Here is a 19,515-nt window from a genome sequence, read left to right on the forward strand (position 1 = left end):
CCTCGTTGGATACCGCCAGTATTCGAATACTGACGGTATTTCGAGTGGCGCGGTATGTCAATCGCGGGACCGGCCGGGGCCAGTTTGCTGACTGTTGCGCCGGGTAGCACCTCGATAGTTCGTCGCAATGCGAAACCGAGTCCAGGAGGTAGCGATGCAGATCGGGTACAAGCTGGCCGCGGAGGGTTTCGGCCCGAAGGAACTGATCCGGCAGGCGGTGCTGGCCGAGCAGGCCGGTTTCGACTTCGTCGAGATCAGCGACCACTTTCATCCCTGGCTCGACAATCAGGGGCACTCGCCGTTCGCCTGGACCGTGCTCGGCGCCATCGCCGCCGAGACCGACCGGATCGGGCTCGCCACCGGCGTCACCTGCCCGACGCTGCGGTATCACCCGGCCATCGTCGCCCAGGCCGCCGCAACGCTGGCGCTGGTGTCGGACGGGCGGTTCACCCTCGGCGTCGGTTCGGGTGAGCGGCTCAACGAGCACATCGTGGGCTTGGAGTTTCCCGACGCGGTGCGGGTGCGCCAGGCCATGCTGCGGGAGGCGCTGGAGATCATACGGTTGCTGTGGACCGGCGGCTACCAGTCGTATCAGGGTCAGTACCTGCAACTTTCGGATGCGCGGATCTTCGATCTGCCGGACCAGCCGCCGGTTATCGCGGTGGCGGCCGGTGGTGCGTCGGCGGCGAAGCTGGCGGCCGAACTCGGCGACGGGTTGTTCACCACCGAGCCCAAGGCCGAACTGGTCGAGCAGTATCACCGTGCCGGTGGCGACGGTCCGCGCTACGCGGAGGTGCCGGTGGCGTGGGCGCAAGACGAGCACACCGGGGCGAAGGCCGCGTGGGAGACCTCGCGCTGGGCGCTCACCGGCTGGCCGGTGATGAGTGAATTGCCCAACCCCAAGAACTTCGCCGCCGCGAGCGCGACGGTCCGCGAAGAGGACATCCTCGAGCAGTTCACCTGCGGCACCGATCCCGATCGCTTCGTCGCCGCCGTCAAGAAATACACCGACGCCGGTTACGACCACCCCGTCCTGCAGAACGCGGGTCCCGACCCGGACGGTTTCATCGAGTTCTACCGCACCGAACTCGCCGACAAGCTGCGCGAACTGCAGCCGGTCCAGCCCGAGGCACTCGCCCGCGGCTGAGCCCCGCGGCTATCGTGGACGGATTCGCCGGGCGATAGCCGAGGAAGTCTCATGACCGAGTTCGACCACACTGGCACCATCGATTCCGACGCGCGGCGGGCCGAACTGGAGCGGCTCCGGGACCGCGCCGCGGCGCTGGTCGGCGCGTTCAGCGCGGACACTCAGCCCTACAGCACGCTCCCGAGCTCGCTCATGGACGCGGATTTCGTGCCCAGCGCGACCCTGAACGTCTCCCTGTTCTTTCGCTTCCTGATCGATGACACCGCGCCCACGGAGGAAGACACCGCGCCGCTGGTGCTGCGCGCGGTGAACCTGGTGCACGACGGTATGCCGCTGGTGGTGGTGCTGCACAACTACCGCGTCGGCATCGAATTCCTGTTCTCACAACTGATTCCGATGGTCGAGGACACCGGCGTCGTGTCGGATATCGCGCTACGGGTGACCGACTATCTGGGGCTGATCATGTCCCGCATCACGGTGGCGCTGGTGGATGAGGCGCGCCAGCCGCGCTGGGATCTGCTGGAGCGCCAGCGCGAGGTCGTCGACGCGCTGCTGACGGGCCGCGAGCCGGCCGGGTGGGCACAGGATCCGGAAACCCCGGTGGGCGAAGCGTTCCTGGTGGCGGTGGTGCGCCTGGGCGAGCCCACGCCCGGAACGCTGACCGGGTTGCGCGGTCGCATCAACACCGTGCCCGGCACCCTGCTGCACCGCGACAGCGGGGGCTGGACAGCGCTGGTGCCGATGCGTCCCGGCGATGCCGACACCCCGGCGGCGAGCCTGCTGTCGCGTCTGGGTTTCCCTGCGGCACAACCACATCCGGAACTCTGGATCGGTGCCGCCGCGGCCCCGGCCCGGGCCGATATACCCGCCGCGTACGCCGAGGCGCAGATCGTGGCCGAGGTGGCCCGCTCGCTGCGCCGGTCCGAGATCGTGTGCGAGCGGGCGTTCATGGTGTTCGAGTACGCCATCGCCACCTCGGGTCCGGCCCGGCCGGGGCTGGCGGCGGTGCTCGATCCGCTGGACGGTCAGCCCGCGCTGGCGCTCACCCTCGACACGTTCATCGAGCAGCAGTTCAACCACAACGCGGTGGCGCGGACCATGTTCATCCACCGCAACACCGTGAACTACCGGCTGACCCGGATCACCGACCTGACCGGCCACGATCCCCAGCAGCCCGAGGGCATCGCCACCCTGATGGCCGCGCGGGTGGCCCGGCGCCTGGAAGCCAAGGCGCGATCCTGATCGTGCACATGCACAAGTGCCGCCGCCGAGCGTCGGCCGTCTGCCGATAGCGCGCGGCTCTAACATCCTGTGTGCTGAACCATAAGCGCTGGACAATTGTGTCCGGCCACACAGGAACAACGAGGTTACTGCGAAATGGCCAGGAAAAATCTCCGACGACTCGCGTTGGCACTGACGTCGGCGTGCGTGGTGGCGAGTGCGGTGGGCGTGGCGTCCGCGCAACCGGGGCCCCCGGCCTTTCCGCCGGACCAGAATCAGTTGCCGCAATTGCCGGCGGAGCCGCAGCTCTACGATCTGCTCCCGATTCCGACCCCCGCCGAGGATCCCTGGTACAACGATCCGGCAGATCTGGAATCGTTCGCGCCCGGCCAAATCGTGCGTTCCCGAGAAGTCCAGACCCGGCTGCTGGGAATTCCGTTCCCGGTCTACACCAAGCAATTGCTGTTCCGCTCCAACGACGTTCACGACAATCCGATCGTGACCGCCACGACGGTGATCGTGCCCGGTATTCCGTGGTCGGGCAGCGCGCGCCCGGTGGTGTCGTTCCAGGAGGCCATCGACTCCACCAATTCGACCTGCAACCCCTCCTACACGCTGCAGACCGGCACCATGAAAGAAGCCGCGCTGGCGGTGTATTGGCTGATGCAGGGCTTCGCCATCAACGTCCCGGACTTCGACGGCAAATTCAACACCTTCAACACCTATGCCGAAGGCAAGATGGTGCTGGACAGCCTGCGCGCCATGAAAAACGAAGCGAGCCTGGGCCTCACCGATTCCGGTATCGCCCTCTACGGCTATTCCGGCGGCGGTTCCGGTTCCATTCGCGCCGCCGAATTGCGCCAGTCCTACGCACCGGATGTGCGCCTGCTCGGCACCACCATCGGCGGTACCCCCGGCAACCTGATCGAGCAGGCGAAATTCGCCACCGAACAACAGCCCGGCCTCACCGGGATCAGCAACTTCACGATGTGGCTCGGTTTCGCCTCGCTGTCGCGGGAATACCCCGAGGCATTCAACGCGCAGGAACTGCTGACGCCCGAAGGCCAGCAGATCCTCGCCGACTTCCAAAACCGCTGCTACGCAACAATTGCCGCCACCGGCATGTACCGCCCGATCAGCGAATACTTCCAGCCCGGTAAATCCCTGGAAGGCTCCCCTGCGGTAGTCCAGGTCCTCCAGGACAACAGCCTCGGCAAATACATCCCCGACACCCCGATCCTCTGGTGGCACGGCATCTGGGACGAACTCATCCCACCCGCCAAGGTCGTACTCCCCACCGTCCAAAGCTATTGGGACCGCGGCGCCGACCTCCGCTTCTACACGGTCCCCGTCCCGGAGCACGTGGTCAACGCGGTCACCGGCTGGCCCCCGGCGGTCGCCTGGACCAGCGCCCTACTCCGCGGCCTCCCTCCGGGCCCGAGGTTCATGGCAGCCTTCGCTCCCCTGCCGCCGGGCTTCCCGGGTAGCTGATCTCGAACACCGAGTCCCCATCCGGTTTACCGGGTGGGGACTCAGTGCTGCCGCGGGTCGTCAGGTGCTGATCGAATCCTGTGCCGCCGTAGGCGGATAGAGGCGGTGAATGGTGATGGCGGCGGCCAGTAGCCGGGAGTTGTTCGGTTCGGCCGGGTCGATGCCGGTCAGCTCACCGACGCGGCGGAGGCGGTAGCTCAGGGTGTTGGGGGTGCACGTGGAGTTGCCTCGCTCGCTATCCCCCGATCCGCGGCCCGCTCCGGCCGGAAGACGATGACTTTTACTGCCCGCCAGCCGATTTCGCACACGGCATCCCCGACGTTGCCGTAACCACGGTCCCGCTGCCCGACGGAGCCGAAGCCGTTACGCGGCCGTTGATCTCGTTCCAATGCGCGATCGACGGCGTCAGCTCGAACTGCTTTCCCTCCTATGCGCTGCGCCGCGGCGCGCGGGCACTATGAGTGATGGCCGGCTCAGTTCAGATTGCCGCACAATCGTTGACGGCCGGTGCCTGGTTGAACCTTTCGTCGACAAATGTGGCTACGGCCGCCATGAAGGCCAGACCGGTCATTTTGTGGTCGATGGTCGTTTCACGGAACTGGACGGGTACACCCTTCGCGCAGTAGCCGCGCATGAGTTCACGTTCGTCGCCGGTCACCATGACCCCGTCGCCATAACCGTCGGAGTTGCCGATCATGACGAACATCGGCGCCTTCGGGTTTTCACCTGCGCGCATCCGGGTGTCGGACAACATATGAGCGAGTTCGGGAACTGTCATGTAGTCCTGGTACTCCGGGCGCAGCAGGTCTTGAATGCTCAGGGTGTAATCGACGGTTTCCAAACAGCGGGTCTGCACGTCGTCCATCACCTGTTTGCCGTAATCGGACAGGTACGGGTCCAGATCGATGCCGTAGCCGCGCGCAACTCCGGCAAGAATCAGGGGGATCACCCGCGACCAGGCTTGAGTCCCGTTCATGTAGTCGATCGCATGCTGGTAATCGACCGGCAACCCGCCCTCGGCGACACCGACGATGTTCAGTTCCGGCGCATACCCGTTCGCAGCACCCTCGGCGGCGAATTCGGTGGCGATAGAGCCGCCGGAATAGCCGAGCATGACCACCGGTGTCTGTCCCGGATCCGCGCCGAGCCGGTGTTCGGCTGCTCGAATGCTGTCGAGAGTGACCTGACCGGCCTGCCGACCCGCGCCGAAGGCGAGGTTCACGCCTTCATAATCGGGAACGACCACGGTGTACCCGGAGGCCAGGTAGCGGGCGATGACACCGAGATCAACGTAGCGGCCATATTCGCTGAGCCTGCCGCCACCACGCAACGAGTACGACGGGTTGCACTGCGAGCCGAGCGCATCGTAAAAGTTCTGGAACGAAACGATTTTCAGCTCGCCGACCGGGTTGAGCGGCCGGATGACGGTCGCGACACCGAGCAGTGGGCCCCCTGTTTGCCCGGTCGTCCGATACAGCAACTGGATCCCCTCGACCGGCACCGGAAGCGCGGGCGTCGCCGCTGCCAGCTGTACGGGCCGGTCGCGCAACACCGTCCCAGGCTCTACCCCGTCCAGACTGCCGTCAAAGCTGTAGAACAAATCCTCATTCGGCGGCAGCAATTCCTCCGCCCGCGCCGGCGCCACAACAGACAACGCCACCGCGCAGCCCACCACGAATATCCGGGCACCACGAAAAATATTGGCACCGACCGTTTTCGGTACCCGGACAGAAAGGCCCGAACGGAGGCGCTGTGTCATGGTCGGCAAACCTACAGCAGCATTTGCGTTGAATTCGGTAATCCGCCCGGCGAGTCCAGCGCGCCGATGAATCTACGTCAGCGGCGTCGTCTGAACTGCTGGACGGCCGAGAACTCCCCCCTCGACCGTTGCCGACGCACCCGTACTGGAGGTATCCCGTGTCGAATATCGTTGCTCGCGAAGCACTTTGGGCGATGGTCCACGCCGAACGCGCGGCCCTGGCCGCGGATCTCGCCGACTTGGACGACCAGCAATGGGGACAGCAATCTCTCTGCGGTTCCTGGGTGGTCGAAGAAGTCGTAGCTCACCTCACCGCGGCCGCGAGCATCGGCAGGCGACGCTGGCTCTTCAGCGTCCTGGGCGCCCGCTTCGACTTCGACAAGCACAACAATCGCCGACTCGCCGAACACCGCGGAGCGACCCCCGCCGAAACCCTCCAACGATTCCGCGCGATCCGCACCAGCACCACCGCGGCCTCCGGCCACACCGCAGCCTGGCTCGGCGAGGTAATCGTCCACGCCCAAGACATCCGCCGCCCCCTCAACCTCCCCGCCACCCCAACAACCGAAGCCACCACCGAGGTCGCACGCTTCTACTCCGAACGAAACTTCACCGTCCCCAGCCGAACCGCCATCGAGGGCCTGCGATTAGAAGCAACCGACGGACCGTTCACCACGGGCACCGGCCTCCTGGTCACCGGCCCAACGCTCGCTTTGACCATGGCAATGGCAGGCCGCCACACCTACTGCGACGACCTGTCCGGACCCGGTGTACCGACGCTCCGCGACCGCACCGCCCCAGGCGAAAGCGGTACCAAGGGCTAGACGTCGAAGCGGGACTCGACTGCGTTCCGGTACAGACCAACGTCTTGCTGCTGATCGCCCTCGCCTACTCGACCGCCGCGCCCCCGATCAAGGCTGCGTATGCGGCGGCAAGGATCTCCTCCGAGAGCGGGGAGCCCTTGGTGGCCCGGGACAGGACCAGCGCACCGAACAGGGTGCAGAGGCGGACGATGCCGTCCTGGTCGTCACCGCCGAGGAAGTCGGCGAAGTCGGCCACCCCCTCGGTGTAGACCCGACGGGCCTCACGACCCCCGCCATCGCGTGCGATGTCCGTGGCGAGCGCGGCGACCGGGCAGCCGTCCGCCGGGTCGTCGCGGTGTTCGACGGAGAGGTAGGTGTCGATCAGAGCCTGCTGGGCGGCGGCGCGCTGCCCCTCGTGCCGCTCCAGCCCGGCGCTGTGGCGCTGGGTGAGCTCGTCGAAGGCGTGGGCGGTGGCCTCGTCGACGAGCGCCTCCTTGGAAGCGAACTGCTTGTAGAAGGCGCCGTGGGTCAGGCCGGCCGCCTTCATCAGGTCGGCGACGCTCACCTGAGTTCCCTGCTCCCGGAACAGCCGCGAGGCGGTGTCCACCACCCGCCTGCGGTTCTCCTCCGCCTGCGCCTGCGATACGCGGCTCATGCATCACTCTCCCATTTGGATGTCGATTGACATCTATCATAGACCAGTGTTTAGATTGGTTGCATAATCTAAACCGTGTGGGTGACCTGACGGCACCCGCCATAGACAAGGAGCGGGCATGGAACTGAAGAACGCGGTCGCGGTCGTCACCGGGGCCAACCGAGGCCTCGGGCGGCACCTCGCCGCCCAGCTCGTGGAGCGCGGCGCGAAGGTGTACGCGGCCGCCCGCCGCCCCGAGACCGTCGATGTGCCGGGTGTCATCCCGCTGCGCCTCGACGTGACGGACGAGGCATCGATACGGGAGGCCGCCCGCATCGCGTCGGATGCGACCCTGCTGATCAACAACGCGGGCATCTCGACCGGCGCGACGCTGATCGGAGGCGACCTGGCTGAGGTGCGCCGGGAGATGGAGACCAACTTCTACGGCCCGCTCGCCGCGACCCGCGCCTTCGCCCCCGTCATCGAGGGCAACGGCGGCGGCGCCGTACTCAACGTCCTATCCGCCCTGTCCTGGTTCCACCCAGCCGCCGTCGGCTCCTACGCCGCCTCCAAGGCCGCCGCCTGGGCACTGAGCGACGCGACCCGCGAAGAGCTGGCACCCCGGGGCATTGCCGTCTCGGCGCTGCACGTCGGCTACATGGACACCGACATGGCCGCCGGCGTCCCTGCCGACCAGAAGGTCGCCGCCGCCGACGTCGCGGCCCAGGCCCTGTCCGGCATCGAGACCGGCCTGACCGAGATCCTCGCCGACGAGACCAGCCGGTACGTCAAGCAGAGCCTGTCCGCGGCACCCCAGCCGAACGCAGGCTGACGCTCACCCCTATCGGAACGGAGATGACGATGAAGGCTTTCATGGTCGAGAAGTACGGTGACGCGACCGGGATGCGCGCCGCCGAGGTGCCCGACCCCCAGGTGGGCGCCGACGACGTCCTGGTCAAGATCCACGCAGCGAGCGTCAATCCGCTGGACATGAAGATCCGCAACGGTGAGCTCAAGGCGATCCTGCCCTACCGCCTCCCGCTCGTCCTGGGCAACGACCTCGCCGGGACCGTCGTCCGGGTCGGATCGTCCGTCGATCGCTTCGCCGTGGGCGACGAGGTCTACGCGAGGCCTGACAAGGACCGCATCGGCACCTTCGCCGAACTCCTCGCCGTCCACCAGGACGACCTCGCCCCCAAGCCCGCCACGCTCACCATGACCGAGGCCGCCTCCCTCCCCCTAGTCGCGCTGACCGCCTGGCAGGCCCTGGTCGAGCGGGCCCGCGTACAGCCGGGCCAGAAGGTCCTCATCCACGCGGGCGCCGGCGGCCTGGGATCCATCGCCATCCAACTGGCCAAGGCACTGGGCGCGCATGTGGCCACCACCGTGAGCACCGCCAAGGTCGGCCTCGTCAAGGAACTCGGCGCGGACGAAGTCATCGACTACCGCACGCAGGACTTCTCCGAAGTCCTCACCGGCTACGACGTCGTCCTGGACTCCCTCGGCGGCGAGAACCTCGCCAAGTCCCTGCGCATCCTCGAGCCCGGCGGCCTGGCCATCTCCGTCGCGGGCCCGCCCGACCCGGCCACCGCCCGCGAACTCGGCTCGAACCCGGTCCTGCGTCTGGCCATCACCGCCCTCAGCGCCAAGACCCGGCGCCAGGCGAAGCGTCTCGGTGTGACGTATTCCTTCCTGTTCATGAAGGCCAGCGGTGACCAACTGCGCGAACTCACCGCCCTCATCGACGCCGGGAAGATCCGCCCGATCGTCGACGGGGTCTTCCCGTTCGACGAGACCCTCCAGGCCATGGAGTACGTCGAGAAGGGCCGCGCGAAAGCCGGCAAGGTCGTCGTCTCCATGACGTAGGCCGGGCGCGCTGGCATCGACCGGCCACGGGAAAGACCAAGGGCCCGACTCCGAAGAGTCGGGCCCTCTCTGACCTGCATGTTTGCCAAATCAGCGACGTGATATGTCAGCGGCTAGACGTTGAACCTGAACTCGACGACGTCGCCGTCGACCATGACATAGTCCTTGCCTTCGATGCGAACCTTGCCGGCGGCCTTGGCTGCGGCCATCGAGCCCGCGTCGACCAGGTCCTTGAAGGCGACGATTTCGGCCTTGATGAAGCCGCGTTCGAAGTCGGTGTGGATGACGCCGGCGGCCTTGGGGGCGGTGTCGCCCTGGTGGATGGTCCAGGCGCGGGCTTCTTTGGGGCCGGCGGTGAGGTAGGTCTGCAGGCCGAGGGTGTGGAAGCCGGCGCGGGCCAGGCCGTGCAGGCCCGGCTCGGTCTGACCGATGGATTCGAGGAGTTCGAGCGCGGATTCGTCGTCGAGTTCGAGGAGTTCGGCTTCGACCTTGGCGTCGAGGAAGACGGCGTCGGCGGGGGCGACGGCGGCCTTCAGCTCGGCGACCTTCGCCTCGTCGGTGAGCACCGACTCGTCGGCGTTGAAGACGTAGAGGAAAGGCTTGGTGGTGAGCAGCGACAGCTCTTTGAGCAGTTCGGTGTCGACCTTGTTGCCGGCCGCGAACAGGGTGGTGCCCTCGTTCAGGATCTCCTGAGCCAGCTTGGCGGCGTCGGCGAGCGGCTTGCGGTCCTTCTTGATCCGGGCTTCCTTTTCGAAGCGCGGGACCGCCTTCTCCAAGGTCTGCAGATCGGCGAGGATCAGCTCGGTCTCGATCACCTCGATGTCGGCCATCGGGTCCACCTTGCCGTCGACGTGGATCACGTCGTCATCGGCGAACACGCGCACCACCTGGCAGATGGCGTCCGCCTCACGGATGTTGGCGAGGAACTTGTTGCCGAGACCGGCGCCCTCGGACGCGCCCTTCACGATGCCCGCGATGTCGACGAAGGACACCACAGCCGGGACGATGCGCTCGGAGCTGAAGATCTCGGCGAGCGTCCCCAGGCGCGGATCGGGCAGCGGCACCACCCCGACGTTCGGCTCGATGGTCGCGAACGGATAGTTCGCGGCCAGCACGTCGTTCTTGGTCAACGCGTTGAACAGCGTCGACTTTCCGACGTTGGGCAGACCGACAATTCCGAGGGTGAGACTCACGAGTAGGAGAGTCTACGCGGACCCCGGCCCGCCTCCGCCGCCGCCCGGCCGAGCGTCAGAGGCGGCCGACCAGGGTTCGGGCGAGGCGTGCTGCGAGCTCCGGCGGAACCGGAGTCGCGTCCGGACCCTCGTCGTAGAACCGCAGGAATGCCTGATGAAAACAGGCGCCATCGAGCAGAGCGGCCGCTGTGTCCACATCCGCGTCCGCCTCCACGCGGCCCAGCCCCTGTTCGGCCCGCAGATACGCGGCGATACCCGCGATGGCCTGCCCGGGTCCCGCACCGTGCTTGCTCATCGAATCCCGGTGCGTCGCCATGCGTTTCGGCTGGGCAAGCAGACCGCCGAGCAGCGGTAACGACTGCTGGTAGAAGGACAGCGCACCGCGGGCGATGGCCGCCAGATTGGCCTCGACCGTCGACTCCCCCGGCTCGGGCCGCGCGCCCTCGGGCCCCGGCATGCGATGCCGCATGATCTCCGCGGCGGCGTCGAGGATCCGGTCGCGAGTAGCCATCCAGGGCTCGGACGCGGTCCTGAGCACCATCGGTTCGCGCGACTCCGGACCGACGACGGTGAGCGCCGACGCCGCTCTATCGATCACCAAAGCCATGGAGGCAACCGATGTCCGGCGCTTCCTGCTGGTGAGCAACAGCGCGAGAATCGCTGGGCCGGGCGACGATTGGTTCACCCGGTTCGTGGTGAAGCCACTGATCCTGCGCCCGCTACTGCGGCACAGCCTCGCGGACATGGCCGCGGCCGAGCAGATCGCGCGCGACAGCGTGCTGGACTGGACGATCGTCCGCGCGCCGCAACTCACCGACAAGACGGCGAAGGGCGCCTACCGCACGGCGATCGAACGCAACGTCACCTTCGGTATTCAGATCACCCGTGACGACCTGGCGGCCTGCATGCTCGAGCTGATGTCCGATCCCAGCACTATCCGCCAGCACGTCAACGTGGCCAACTGAGGCGCTCAGGGAATGAGGACGACCTTGCCGAGGTTGGCGCGGGACTCGACGAGGGCGTGCGCCTGCGCCGCGTCCTCGAGCGGGAACTCGGTGTGGACAGGGCGCAGCTGGCCGGAGGCGAAGTACTGCCAAAGTTCCTGGCGCCAATGGTCGTAGACGTCCGGCTTGCCTTCGGCGATGCGGCGGATCTGGAACCCGATCACTGTCTTGGCTTCGACCAGCAGGTCGTAGGCCTCGATGGTGCCGCCGCCGGAGCTGTAGGCGACGAGGCGGCCGCCGGGAGTCAGCGCGCCGAGGGCAGGCTTCAGGAGTTCACCGCCGACGGCGTCGAGCGCGTAGTCGGCGGGTTTGCCCCAGGAGGATTGGTCGTAGGTGACGACCTCGTCCGCGCCGAGGCCGCGCACGAAGTCGGACTTGGCCGCGTCGGAGACGGCGCCGACGACCCAGGACGCACCGCGGACCCGCGCCAGCTGCACGGCCAGGTGGCCGACCCCGCTGGCCGCGGCGGTGATCAGCGCGGTCTCGCCGGATTCTGGTCGGGCGGAGTCGATCGCGCCGAGAGCAACCAGGCCGCTACGCACCAGGGCCACCGCATCGACTGCGGAGGCGCCGTCGGGAATCGGAGAAGCCATGCGCGCGGCCAGGATCGCGTAGTCGGCGTAACCGTGCCCGAAGCACAGGCCGGTGACGCGGTACCCCGGGGTGTAGCCGGTGACCCCGTCGCCGATCGCGACGACCTCACCTGCGATTTCCCCGCCCAGTGGGATCGGATCGGCGGATTCGCGCACCTTCCGGACCACGGGCAGCGTCACGCCGATCGCCTGCACCTTGACCAGAAGTTCGCCGGGACCCGGCGTCGGAACCTCGGCCGAGGACAGCTCGAGCACCTCAGGACCACCACTGCGCTCGTACCCGACCCGCCGCATCACACCTCCAGAAAACCGTTAGAACGCGTAACGGTAACCGGGCAGCAACCCGATCTCGCAGACAGCGACCCGGACATGTGCGAATTCTCACCGCCGGTCCGGCCGCCGTGTGCGCACACCGAAGAGCCTCGGCCGACCGTTCCCGTCGAACGAACCGGGTTGCGCGAAAAATGCGGCGGCGTAGCGTGACGCGTATGGAGCCGACCACGGAGGTGGTGGCAGCACGGCCCGCGCCCGAACTGGCGGGGTTCATCGACCACTACCTGGGTTACCGGATGACCGGGTACGAACCCGGGCTGCATCGGGGCCTGCCGTCACGGCATCTGACCTTCATCGTCGCCATCGGGCACACCGTCGACGTTGTCGCCCAGACGGATCCGGGCCAGCGACCGGCGAACTATCGCTGTGTACTGAGCGGATTGCAGGCGAGCCCGGCGGCCATCTCGCACTCCGGCCACCAGGAAGGCGTGGCGATCGCGCTGACCCCGCTCGGGTCGCGCACGCTGTTCGGCGTGCCCGCGAGCGAACTCTGGAACACCTCGCTGGAATTCGCGGATGTGGCCGGCCCGGTCGGTGACGAACTGTGGGAACGCCTGCAAGGCCCGGCGTCGTGGCCGCAACGCTTCGCCGCCTGCGATCGGCTGCTGACCCGGCTGGCCTGCCCCGACCGGCTCGTGACCCCCGAATTGTCCTGGGCCTGGCGGACTTTGGTGAAATCCGGCGGCACCACCAATATCGGAGCGCTGGCCACCGGCATCGGCTGGTCCCGCCAGCATCTCGCCCGCCGATTCGGCACTGAATTCGGGCTGAGCCCGAAGCTCGCGGCCCGCATCACCCGTTTCGAGCGGGCCCGGCGGATGATCGAGCGCACCCCGTCGTTCGTCACGATCGCCCAGGTCGCGGCCACCTGCGGCTACTACGACCAGGCCCACCTCAATCGCGACTTCGCCGAACTGGCCGGATGCAGCCCGACCACCTGGCTGGCCGAGGAGATTCCATCCGTCCAAGACGACCCCGGGCTCCGAGGATGAAGCTGGATTCATGACGAACTCAACAGAAACCAAAGCCGCCTTCATCTGGCCCGCCCTGGCCCTGGACGACGCCCGCGGCACCACAGCCTTCCTGGTCAAAGCCTTCGGCTTCGAAGAGACCGCCGTCTACGCCCGCGAGGACAACCCGTCGATCGTCGAGCACGGCGAGCTGCGCTGGCCACTCGGCGGCGGCATCATGTTCGGCTCCACCGGCCGCGACGATTCCCCGTTCGGCACCCGCCCGGCCGGCGCCGCCAGCCTCTACGTCGTCTGCGACAACCCCGACGAGCTGTTCGAACGCGCCACCGCCGCCGACGCCGAGGTGGTGCGCGGCCTGCGCGACGAAGGCTACGGCTCGCGCGGGTTCAGTGTCCGCGACCCCGAGGGCAACCTGTGGAGCTTCGGCACCTATCGCGGCGAATAATCAGCGGCCGCCCAAGCCGGACATCGCGATACCGCGGACGAAAGCGCGCTGGGCGAACGCGTAGACCACGAGCAGCGGCAACAGGATGACGATCGCGGTGGCCATGAGGATCGGCCACTGCGTGTGGTACTGACCTTGCAGACGCACCAATCCCAGTGTGGCGGTGGCGATCTCGTTGCGCTGGATCATGATCAGCGGCCAGAGGAAGTCGTTCCAGACGGTGATCCAGGTGAGGACCGCCAGCACCATCAGAGCGGGGCGGGTGTGCGGCAACAGGACTCGCCAGTACACCTGCCAGGTGCTGCAACCGTCGATGATGGCGGCTTCCTCCAATTCCGCTGGGAGAGTTCGGAAGAACTGGCGCATCAGGTAGGTACCGAACGCGCTGCCGAACAAGCCCGGGACGATCATCGCCCACGGGGTGTCGACCCAGCCCAGAGCGCGCATCAGCAGGAATTGCGGGATCACCGTGACGGTCAGCGGGACCATCAGGGTCGCGAGGTAGGCGATGAACAGCACGTCGCGACCGCGGAATCGCAAGCGCGCAAACGCATATCCGGCCAGTGAACAGAAGAACACCTGCCCGGCGGTGACGCAGACGGCATACACCATGGTGTTCAACAACATCCGGCCCAGCGGCAGCAGCTCGAAGACCTTGCCGTAGTTGGACCACTGCGGCTGTTCGGGAAGCATCGCAGTCTCGGTGATTTCACCGTCTCGCTTGAGCGAGCCCGACAGCGCCCACAGGATCGGCAGCAGGGCGCACCACGCGATCGCCGCCAGCGCGAGGTAGGCGGCCACGCCGCCCAGTACCCGCCGGACGACCCTGCGCTGGACAGGCTGGATCCGCGCCGGGCGGTTCACAGTTCCACCTCCGCCCGCCGCGCGAACCGCAACTGCAACAGCGTCAACAGCAGCAGAATCGCGAAGATCACCCAAGCCAGCGCAGCGGCGTAACCGACCTCGTAGAACCCGAATGCGTGCTGGAACAACATGATTCCGAGCAGATAGGTGCCGGTCTCCGGCCCCCCGCCGCTCCCGGTCAGGGCGTACGCCTGGTCGAAAGCCTGCACCGAGTTGATCACCGTGATGACGAAGACGAACGACAGCGGCCCCCGGATCAGCGGCACCGTCACCGACCAGAACCGGCGAATCGCACCGGCACCGTCGATCTTCGCCGCCTCGTACAGCGGTTCCGGCACACCCTGCAGGGCCGCGAGCAGGATCACCGTCGCGAAAGGCACGCTTTTCCAGACGGTCACGATGCTCAGCGACACCAGCGCCCAGTTCGGGTCGGTCAGCCACGGCACCGGATCGATGCCGGCCCAGCCGAGCATCAGGTTCAGCAGCCCGTCGTCAGTGGTGAAGATGAACCGCCACACCACCGCCATGGCCACCGTGGAGGCGACCAGCGGCAGGAACGCGATCGTCCGGAAGATGCCGATACCGCGCAGTTTCCGGTGCAGCGCGGACGCCACCGCGAGCCCGATCGCCACCGTCGGCACCAGTGTGAGCACCGTGAACACCGCCGTGTTCCGCAATGCGATCAGGAACAGCGGATCCGAACCGAACAGCCGCCGATAGTTCGCGATGCCCACGAACCGCGGCGCGCTGAACAGATCCCAGGAGTGGAAACTCAGGTACAGCGAGAAGGCCAGCGGGAACACCAGAAAGACCAGCACCGCGGCCAGATTCGGCGCGATGAACATCCAGCCCGCCCGCTCGCGCCGCCGGGCCAGTTGGCTCCGCACGGTTCCCGGACCACGTTCCCGGTCCGAGCTGCCGCCGCTGGTGTCAGGCGTTCCGCTGGACGGCAGGGTAACGGTGCGTGCGATGGCGCTCGCCTCGTCATCCCCACGCAACCCGGCAGGCGCTGGCGGCATGGCTTCGCGTTCAAGCATGGGCAACCAGCAGCGCGTCGATATCGGATGTCAAGGAGCCACTGAGGGATTCGGCCGTCGCCGCACCTCGCAACACCCGGTTGCCGCCACGTTCGAGCAAGGCCGACACCTTGCCCCAGGCAGGCGTCACGGGCAGCGGGCGCGACGCGGCAGGTCCACCGGTCATCACCTCGAGGTTGCGGGTCTCGCGATGCGCGGCGGCGAAGCCCGGCGCGGCCATCGCGGATTTCAACACCGGCACGAACAACCCGGACGACGCCACGATCGCCTGCCCCACCGGCCCGGTCGCGAATTTCACGAATTCCCAAGCCTGTTCGATGCGCGGACTGTCCGCGGCGATGGACAGCCCGGTGCAGCCGACGTCGGTAACCGCGTCGGGACCGCCGTGCGGACCACGCGGCAGCACGGTGAGATCGACCTCGAGATCGTCGTGTCCGGCGAACTCCGAGTAGAGCCAGTGTCCGCCCATCGCCATCGCCGCCCGTCCCCGCCGGAACAGGTCCGGAGCCGAAACCGACTGCTGATCAGCGACTTTCGGCGCCACCCGATGCCGCACCGCCAGATCCGCGTAGAACTGGAACCCGGCCACGAACCGCGGATCACCGATATTCGTCCGGGTCGGATTCACCGACGGCGTGAACCATTCGGCCCCGTTGTTCATCCCGAAGCAAGCAGCCGAGAAGTACGGCACCCAGGCGTCGGCGAAACCCCACTGCTTGGTGCGACTACCCGCACGCCGCGTGAGCTCCTTTGTCGCGTTCAGGAATTCGTCGAAGCTCCAAGCCTCGCTCCAGCGCGCGGGCGCCCTCAGCCCGGCATCGGCGAACAGTTGCCGGTTGTAATAGAGGAACACCCCGGACCACTGCTCGGGCAGCGCGTACTGCCCGCCGCCATAGGTGAAGGTGTCATACAACGTCGGATAACTGTCCCGCCGCAGCTCCTCGGCATACGCGGGATCCCGATCCAGCAGCGTCCGCAGATCCAGCAGCACTCCGCGCTCGGCCAGCCCGGCGTACAGCAACTCCCAGGCCATCATCACGTCCGGGCATTTGCCGCCCGCGCAATAGGTGAGCATCTGCTGCAGCGGGTCCGGCCCGGACATGATGGTGCGCACCTTGATATCCGGATGCCGCTTCCGGAACTCCTCGATGATCTTCAGCCGGACCCGGGCCTCCTCCGGCCGGGCCTGGAAGAAGAAGGTCAGCGCGTCGTCGTCGGCGCCACATGCGCCCAGCGCCAGCGGTGCGGCCAGGGCGGCACCGAGCAGGGTCCGGCGGCGGACCGCGATCACGAGCCGAGGGGTGTCGTCATGATGCGCAGCAGCATACTTACGGCAAAATGTTTCTCGACCGCCGGTCGCGGCGCACCGACCGTTCGTCGCGCGCTACCGACCGTTCACCCGATCCGAATGTTCGGACTTGCCTAAGGCTCTCCGAAGCATGTGGCGCAACGTGAGGCGGCGTGGCAGCATACGCACGGCTATAACGCAGGTGACGGCGGACACACCAAACCCGCTCGGCGAGGAACCTCGATCGGTTACGTTTTTTCTGGTTTCTGCTGGATCCTGCGCTTTTTCAGGAGATGAGGGCTCGATGGCGACAATCGAATATCTGCGGACAGACCCAGATCTACCCCCGGTAGGTGTGGTCGACAAGTCCCCGATCACGGCGAAGAAGAAGGCGATCTTCGCGGCGATCGCGGTCGTCGGCGCCATCGCCTGGGCGGTCGTCGCCTTCGCGCGGGGCGAGTCGGTCAACTCGGTGTGGATCGTGATCGCGGCGGTGTGTACCTACATCACCGCCTACCGGTTCTACGCCAAGTTCATCGAGTGGAAAATCACCAAGCCCCGCGACGACCTGGCTACCCCTGCCGAGATCCTGGAAAACGGCAAGGACTACATGCCGATGGACCGGCGGGTCCTCTACGGCCACCACTTCGCCGCCATCGCCGGCGCCGGACCGCTGGTCGGTCCCGTGCTCGCCGCGCAGATGGGCTACCTGCCGGGCACGATCTGGATCGTGGTCGGCGTCGTCTTCGCCGGCGCGGTGCAGGACTACCTGGTGCTGTGGGCCTCCACCAAGCGGCGGGGCCGCAGCCTCGGGCAGATGGCCCGGGACGAGCTCGGCGCGATCGGTGGCGTGGCAGCCATCGTCGGCATCCTCGTGATCATGATGATCCTGCTGGCGGTGCTCGCGCTGGTCGTGGTCAACGCGCTCGCCGAGAGCCCGTGGGGTGTCTTCTCCATCGGCTTGACCATTCCGATCGCCCTGTTCATGGGTGTGTACCTGCGGTTCCTGCGGCCCGGCGCGGTCGGCGAGGTCTCCGTGATCGGCATCGTGCTGCTGCTGCTCGCCATCGTCTCCGGTGGCTGGGTCTCCGAAACCGCCTGGGGCGAGGACTGGTTCACCCTGTCCAAGGTCACCATCGCCTGGCTGCTGATCGCCTACGGCTTCTTCGCCTCGGTGCTGCCGGTGTGGCTGCTGCTGGCCCCGCGCGACTACCTGTCGACCTTCATGAAGATCGGCACCATCGGCCTGCTCGCCATCGGCATCCTCATCACCATGCCGGTGCTGAAGGCCCCCGCGGTCTCGCAGTTCGCCTTCGACAAGCCCGGACCGGCGTTCGCGGGCAGCCTGTTCCCGTTCCTGTTCATCACCATCGCCTGTGGCGCGCTGTCCGGTTTCCACGCACTGGTGTCCTCGGGCACCACACCGAAGCTGCTGGCCAAGGAATCGCATGCGCGGATGATCGGCTACGGCGGCATGCTGATGGAGTCGTTCGTCGCGGTCATGGCCATCATCACCGCCTCGATCATCGACCAGCACCTGTACTTCGGCATGAACGCGCCGCTCGGCGTCACCGGCGGCACGCCGGAAAAGGCTGCCGCGTACACCAATTCGCTCGGGCTGTCGGGTCCGCCCGCCACCCCGGCCGACTTCAGTCAGGCCGCTTCGGATCTCGGTGAGAAGTCGATCATCTCGCGCACCGGTGGCGCGCCGACCCTGGCCGTCGGCATCGCCGAGGTGTTCAGCAAGTTCCTCGGCGGCGCCGGCATGAAGTCGTTCTGGTACCACTTCGCGATCATGTTCGAGGCGCTGTTCATCCTCACCACCATCGACGCGGGCACCCGTGTCGCGCGCTTCATGGTCTCGGACGCGCTGGGCAACTTCGGTGGCGCGGCCCGCAAGTTCAAGGATCCGTCCTGGCGGGTCGGCGCCTGGCTGTGCTCGCTGATCGTGGTCGCCGCGTGGGGTTCCATCCTGCTGATGGGCGTCAACGACCCGCTGGGCGGCATCAACGCGCTGTTCCCGCTGTTCGGCATCGCCAACCAGCTGCTCGCCGCGATCGCGCTGACCGTGGTCCTGACCATCATCGTGAAGAAGGGCTACACGAAGTGGGCCTGGATTCCCGGTATTCCGCTGGTCTGGGACCTGCTCGTCACGATGACCGCGTCCTGGCAGAAGATCTTCTCCGACGACCCGAAGGTGGGCTACTGGACGCAGAACAGCATCTGCGAACAGGCGCAGGCCGCCGGAAAGCTGTGCCTGACGGCGAAGACACCCGAAGATGTCGACATCGTCATCCGCAACACCTTCATCCAGGGCTCGCTGTCGATCGTGTTCGCCGCCATGGTGCTGATCGTCGCGATCGTCGGTGCGATCGTCTGCTTCAAGGCCTGGCGCAAGGGCGGTTCGGAGACCACCGAGACGGAAGAGGTGCCGTCGAAGCTCTTCGAGCCGACCGGATTCTTCCCGACACCGGAGGAGAAGGAAGTGCAGAAGCAGTGGGATGAGCTGGTCGCCGCCGGGAAGATTCCCCCGCGGGGCTCCGCGCACGGCGCCGAAAGCCCAGACGTCAGTCTGAGCAAGTGACGAAACCCGTTGTGCCGCAGCGCGGCCGGTCCACCCGACCGGCCGCGCTGCGGCGTCTCATCGACGGCGCCCGGAGCCTGCTGAGCTGGTACAACGCCATCATCGGCGGGCAGGACTACCAGCGCTATGTGGCACACCTGCATCGCGAGCATCCCGGCTGCGAGATACCGAGCGAGCGGCAGTACTGGCGCGATCGCTATGACGAAGCCGAACGCAAACCGCAAAACCGCTGCTGTTGAACGTGAAACGGCCGCCGCACCACATCGGTGCGGCGGCCGTTTT

The 19,515-nt window shown here is 66.9% G+C and carries 19 protein-coding genes and 2 pseudogenes; 12 read left to right on the forward strand and 9 right to left on the reverse strand.

The features are described from left to right. Positions 1–154: 154 nt before the first annotated feature. The 3 genes from IBX22_RS12055 to IBX22_RS12065 all read left to right on the forward strand — a co-directional run bounded on the left by IBX22_RS12055 (position 155) and on the right by IBX22_RS12065 (position 3,859). Positions 155–1,147 (forward strand): TIGR03557 family F420-dependent LLM class oxidoreductase, encoded by a 993-nt coding sequence (locus IBX22_RS12055; protein ID WP_194815355.1) that lies wholly within the window; start codon positions 155–157, stop codon positions 1,145–1,147. A gap of 51 nt (positions 1,148–1,198) precedes the next feature. Then, positions 1,199–2,389, forward strand: coding sequence for a CdaR family transcriptional regulator (locus IBX22_RS12060; protein ID WP_194815356.1), 1,191 nt, complete (start codon positions 1,199–1,201; stop codon positions 2,387–2,389). Positions 2,390–2,524: 135 nt separating this feature from the next. Further along, positions 2,525–3,859 carry a lipase family protein gene (locus tag IBX22_RS12065; RefSeq protein ID WP_194815357.1) on the forward strand — a complete coding sequence of 445 codons (1,335 nt, stop codon included), beginning with the start codon at positions 2,525–2,527 and terminating at the stop codon, positions 3,857–3,859. A gap of 60 nt (positions 3,860–3,919) precedes the next feature. Here IBX22_RS12065 and IBX22_RS37430 read toward each other — a convergent pair. Further along, positions 3,920–4,091 (reverse strand): annotated as a pseudogene (locus tag IBX22_RS37430) (helix-turn-helix domain-containing protein); the annotation flags it as partial. A gap of 22 nt (positions 4,092–4,113) precedes the next feature. Here IBX22_RS37430 and IBX22_RS37435 point away from each other — a divergent pair. Next, positions 4,114–4,317, forward strand: a pseudogene (locus IBX22_RS37435) (lipase); the annotation flags it as partial. Between the two features lie 20 nt (positions 4,318–4,337). Here the strand turns inward: IBX22_RS37435 and IBX22_RS12075 are convergent. Further along, positions 4,338–5,618: a lipase family protein gene (locus IBX22_RS12075; protein WP_194815359.1), complete on the reverse strand. Its 1,281-nt coding sequence runs from the start codon at positions 5,616–5,618 to the stop codon at positions 4,338–4,340. A gap of 194 nt (positions 5,619–5,812) precedes the next feature. On the opposite strand from IBX22_RS12075, the gene IBX22_RS12080 reads away from it, so the two are divergent. After that, on the forward strand, positions 5,813–6,442 hold the full coding sequence (locus tag IBX22_RS12080) for a maleylpyruvate isomerase family mycothiol-dependent enzyme (RefSeq protein ID WP_228538772.1): 630 nt from the start codon (positions 5,813–5,815) through the stop codon (positions 6,440–6,442). Positions 6,443–6,506: 64 nt separating this feature from the next. Here IBX22_RS12080 and IBX22_RS12085 read toward each other — a convergent pair whose 3' ends face one another. After that, positions 6,507–7,076, reverse strand: coding sequence for a TetR/AcrR family transcriptional regulator (locus IBX22_RS12085; RefSeq protein ID WP_194815361.1), 570 nt, complete (start codon positions 7,074–7,076; stop codon positions 6,507–6,509). 118 nt (positions 7,077–7,194) lie between these two features. Between IBX22_RS12085 and IBX22_RS12090 the strand changes: the two genes are divergently transcribed. Together IBX22_RS12090 and IBX22_RS12095 are read left to right on the forward strand one after the other, a co-directional pair. Beyond that, positions 7,195–7,887: an SDR family oxidoreductase gene (locus tag IBX22_RS12090; RefSeq protein WP_194815362.1), complete on the forward strand. Its 693-nt coding sequence runs from the start codon at positions 7,195–7,197 to the stop codon at positions 7,885–7,887. 29 nt (positions 7,888–7,916) lie between these two features. Continuing rightward, positions 7,917–8,921, forward strand: coding sequence for an NADP-dependent oxidoreductase (locus IBX22_RS12095; RefSeq protein ID WP_194815363.1), 1,005 nt, complete (start codon positions 7,917–7,919; stop codon positions 8,919–8,921). Positions 8,922–9,034: 113 nt separating this feature from the next. Here the strand turns inward: IBX22_RS12095 and ychF are convergent, their stop codons facing one another. Both ychF and IBX22_RS12105 read right to left on the reverse strand, forming a co-directional pair. Beyond that, on the reverse strand, positions 9,035–10,114 hold the full coding sequence (ychF, locus tag IBX22_RS12100) for a redox-regulated ATPase YchF (protein WP_194815364.1): 1,080 nt from the start codon (positions 10,112–10,114) through the stop codon (positions 9,035–9,037). Positions 10,115–10,169: 55 nt separating this feature from the next. Continuing rightward, positions 10,170–10,721, reverse strand: coding sequence for a hypothetical protein (locus IBX22_RS12105; protein ID WP_228538800.1), 552 nt, complete (start codon positions 10,719–10,721; stop codon positions 10,170–10,172). Here IBX22_RS12105 and IBX22_RS12110 point away from each other — a divergent pair. Beyond that, positions 10,654–11,079 (forward strand): SDR family oxidoreductase, encoded by a 426-nt coding sequence (locus IBX22_RS12110; RefSeq protein WP_309234590.1) that lies wholly within the window; start codon positions 10,654–10,656, stop codon positions 11,077–11,079. The two genes, IBX22_RS12105 and IBX22_RS12110, sit on opposite strands and share 68 nt — an antisense overlap. Positions 11,080–11,084: 5 nt before the next feature. On the opposite strand, the gene IBX22_RS12115 is transcribed toward IBX22_RS12110, so the two are convergent. Then, a complete protein-coding gene (locus tag IBX22_RS12115; protein WP_194815367.1) occupies positions 11,085–12,005 on the reverse strand; it encodes a zinc-binding dehydrogenase in 921 nt (306 codons plus the stop codon). A 194-nt stretch (positions 12,006–12,199) separates the two neighbouring features. On the opposite strand from IBX22_RS12115, the gene IBX22_RS12120 reads away from it, so the two are divergent. Then, positions 12,200–13,036 (forward strand): AraC family transcriptional regulator, encoded by an 837-nt coding sequence (locus IBX22_RS12120; RefSeq protein WP_194815368.1) that lies wholly within the window; start codon positions 12,200–12,202, stop codon positions 13,034–13,036. A gap of 10 nt (positions 13,037–13,046) precedes the next feature. Then, the gene (locus IBX22_RS12125; RefSeq protein WP_194815369.1) at positions 13,047–13,460 is read left to right on the forward strand and encodes a VOC family protein; all 414 of its coding nucleotides are present in this window, start codon (positions 13,047–13,049) and stop codon (positions 13,458–13,460) included. Here the strand turns inward: IBX22_RS12125 and IBX22_RS12130 are convergent, their stop codons facing one another. From IBX22_RS12130 to IBX22_RS12140, 3 genes are all read right to left on the reverse strand, one after another. Further along, a complete protein-coding gene (locus IBX22_RS12130; protein ID WP_194815773.1) occupies positions 13,461–14,306 on the reverse strand; it encodes a carbohydrate ABC transporter permease in 846 nt (281 codons plus the stop codon). Positions 14,307–14,320: 14 nt separating this feature from the next. Further along, entirely contained in the window at positions 14,321–15,199 is an 879-nt protein-coding gene (locus IBX22_RS12135; protein ID WP_375540235.1) for a carbohydrate ABC transporter permease, read from the reverse strand. Positions 15,200–15,353: 154 nt separating this feature from the next. Beyond that, positions 15,354–16,652 (reverse strand): sugar ABC transporter substrate-binding protein, encoded by a 1,299-nt coding sequence (locus IBX22_RS12140; protein WP_194815370.1) that lies wholly within the window; start codon positions 16,650–16,652, stop codon positions 15,354–15,356. A gap of 301 nt (positions 16,653–16,953) precedes the next feature. On the opposite strand from IBX22_RS12140, the gene IBX22_RS12145 reads away from it, so the two are divergent. Together IBX22_RS12145 and IBX22_RS12150 are read left to right on the forward strand one after the other, a co-directional pair. Then, positions 16,954–19,233: a carbon starvation CstA family protein gene (locus IBX22_RS12145; protein ID WP_194815371.1), complete on the forward strand. Its 2,280-nt coding sequence runs from the start codon at positions 16,954–16,956 to the stop codon at positions 19,231–19,233. Continuing rightward, on the forward strand, positions 19,230–19,472 hold the full coding sequence (locus IBX22_RS12150; RefSeq protein ID WP_309234551.1) for a YbdD/YjiX family protein: 243 nt from the start codon (positions 19,230–19,232) through the stop codon (positions 19,470–19,472). The genes IBX22_RS12145 and IBX22_RS12150 overlap by 4 nt, the downstream gene beginning before the upstream one ends. Positions 19,473–19,515: the final 43 nt, after the last annotated feature.

The sequence above is a fragment of the Nocardia sp. XZ_19_385 genome (genome assembly GCF_015355755.1).
In the GTDB taxonomy this organism is placed as follows: domain Bacteria; phylum Actinomycetota; class Actinomycetes; order Mycobacteriales; family Mycobacteriaceae; genus Nocardia.

Coding starts and splice junctions, on each gene's coding strand:
- IBX22_RS12055 (WP_194815355.1), top strand. CDS start 155: ATGCAGATCGGGTACAAGCTGGCCGCGGAGGGTTTCGGCCCGAAGGAA.
- IBX22_RS12060 (WP_194815356.1), top strand. CDS start 1,199: ATGACCGAGTTCGACCACACTGGCACCATCGATTCCGACGCGCGGCGG.
- IBX22_RS12065 (WP_194815357.1), top strand. CDS start 2,525: ATGGCCAGGAAAAATCTCCGACGACTCGCGTTGGCACTGACGTCGGCG.
- IBX22_RS12075 (WP_194815359.1), bottom strand. CDS start 5,618: ATGACACAGCGCCTCCGTTCGGGCCTTTCTGTCCGGGTACCGAAAACG.
- IBX22_RS12080 (WP_228538772.1), top strand. CDS start 5,813: ATGGTCCACGCCGAACGCGCGGCCCTGGCCGCGGATCTCGCCGACTTG.
- IBX22_RS12085 (WP_194815361.1), bottom strand. CDS start 7,076: ATGAGCCGCGTATCGCAGGCGCAGGCGGAGGAGAACCGCAGGCGGGTG.
- IBX22_RS12090 (WP_194815362.1), top strand. CDS start 7,195: ATGGAACTGAAGAACGCGGTCGCGGTCGTCACCGGGGCCAACCGAGGC.
- IBX22_RS12095 (WP_194815363.1), top strand. CDS start 7,917: ATGAAGGCTTTCATGGTCGAGAAGTACGGTGACGCGACCGGGATGCGC.
- IBX22_RS12105 (WP_228538800.1), bottom strand. CDS start 10,721: ATGGCTTTGGTGATCGATAGAGCGGCGTCGGCGCTCACCGTCGTCGGT.
- IBX22_RS12115 (WP_194815367.1), bottom strand. CDS start 12,005: ATGCGGCGGGTCGGGTACGAGCGCAGTGGTGGTCCTGAGGTGCTCGAG.
- IBX22_RS12120 (WP_194815368.1), top strand. CDS start 12,200: ATGGAGCCGACCACGGAGGTGGTGGCAGCACGGCCCGCGCCCGAACTG.
- IBX22_RS12125 (WP_194815369.1), top strand. CDS start 13,047: ATGACGAACTCAACAGAAACCAAAGCCGCCTTCATCTGGCCCGCCCTG.
- IBX22_RS12145 (WP_194815371.1), top strand. CDS start 16,954: ATGGCGACAATCGAATATCTGCGGACAGACCCAGATCTACCCCCGGTA.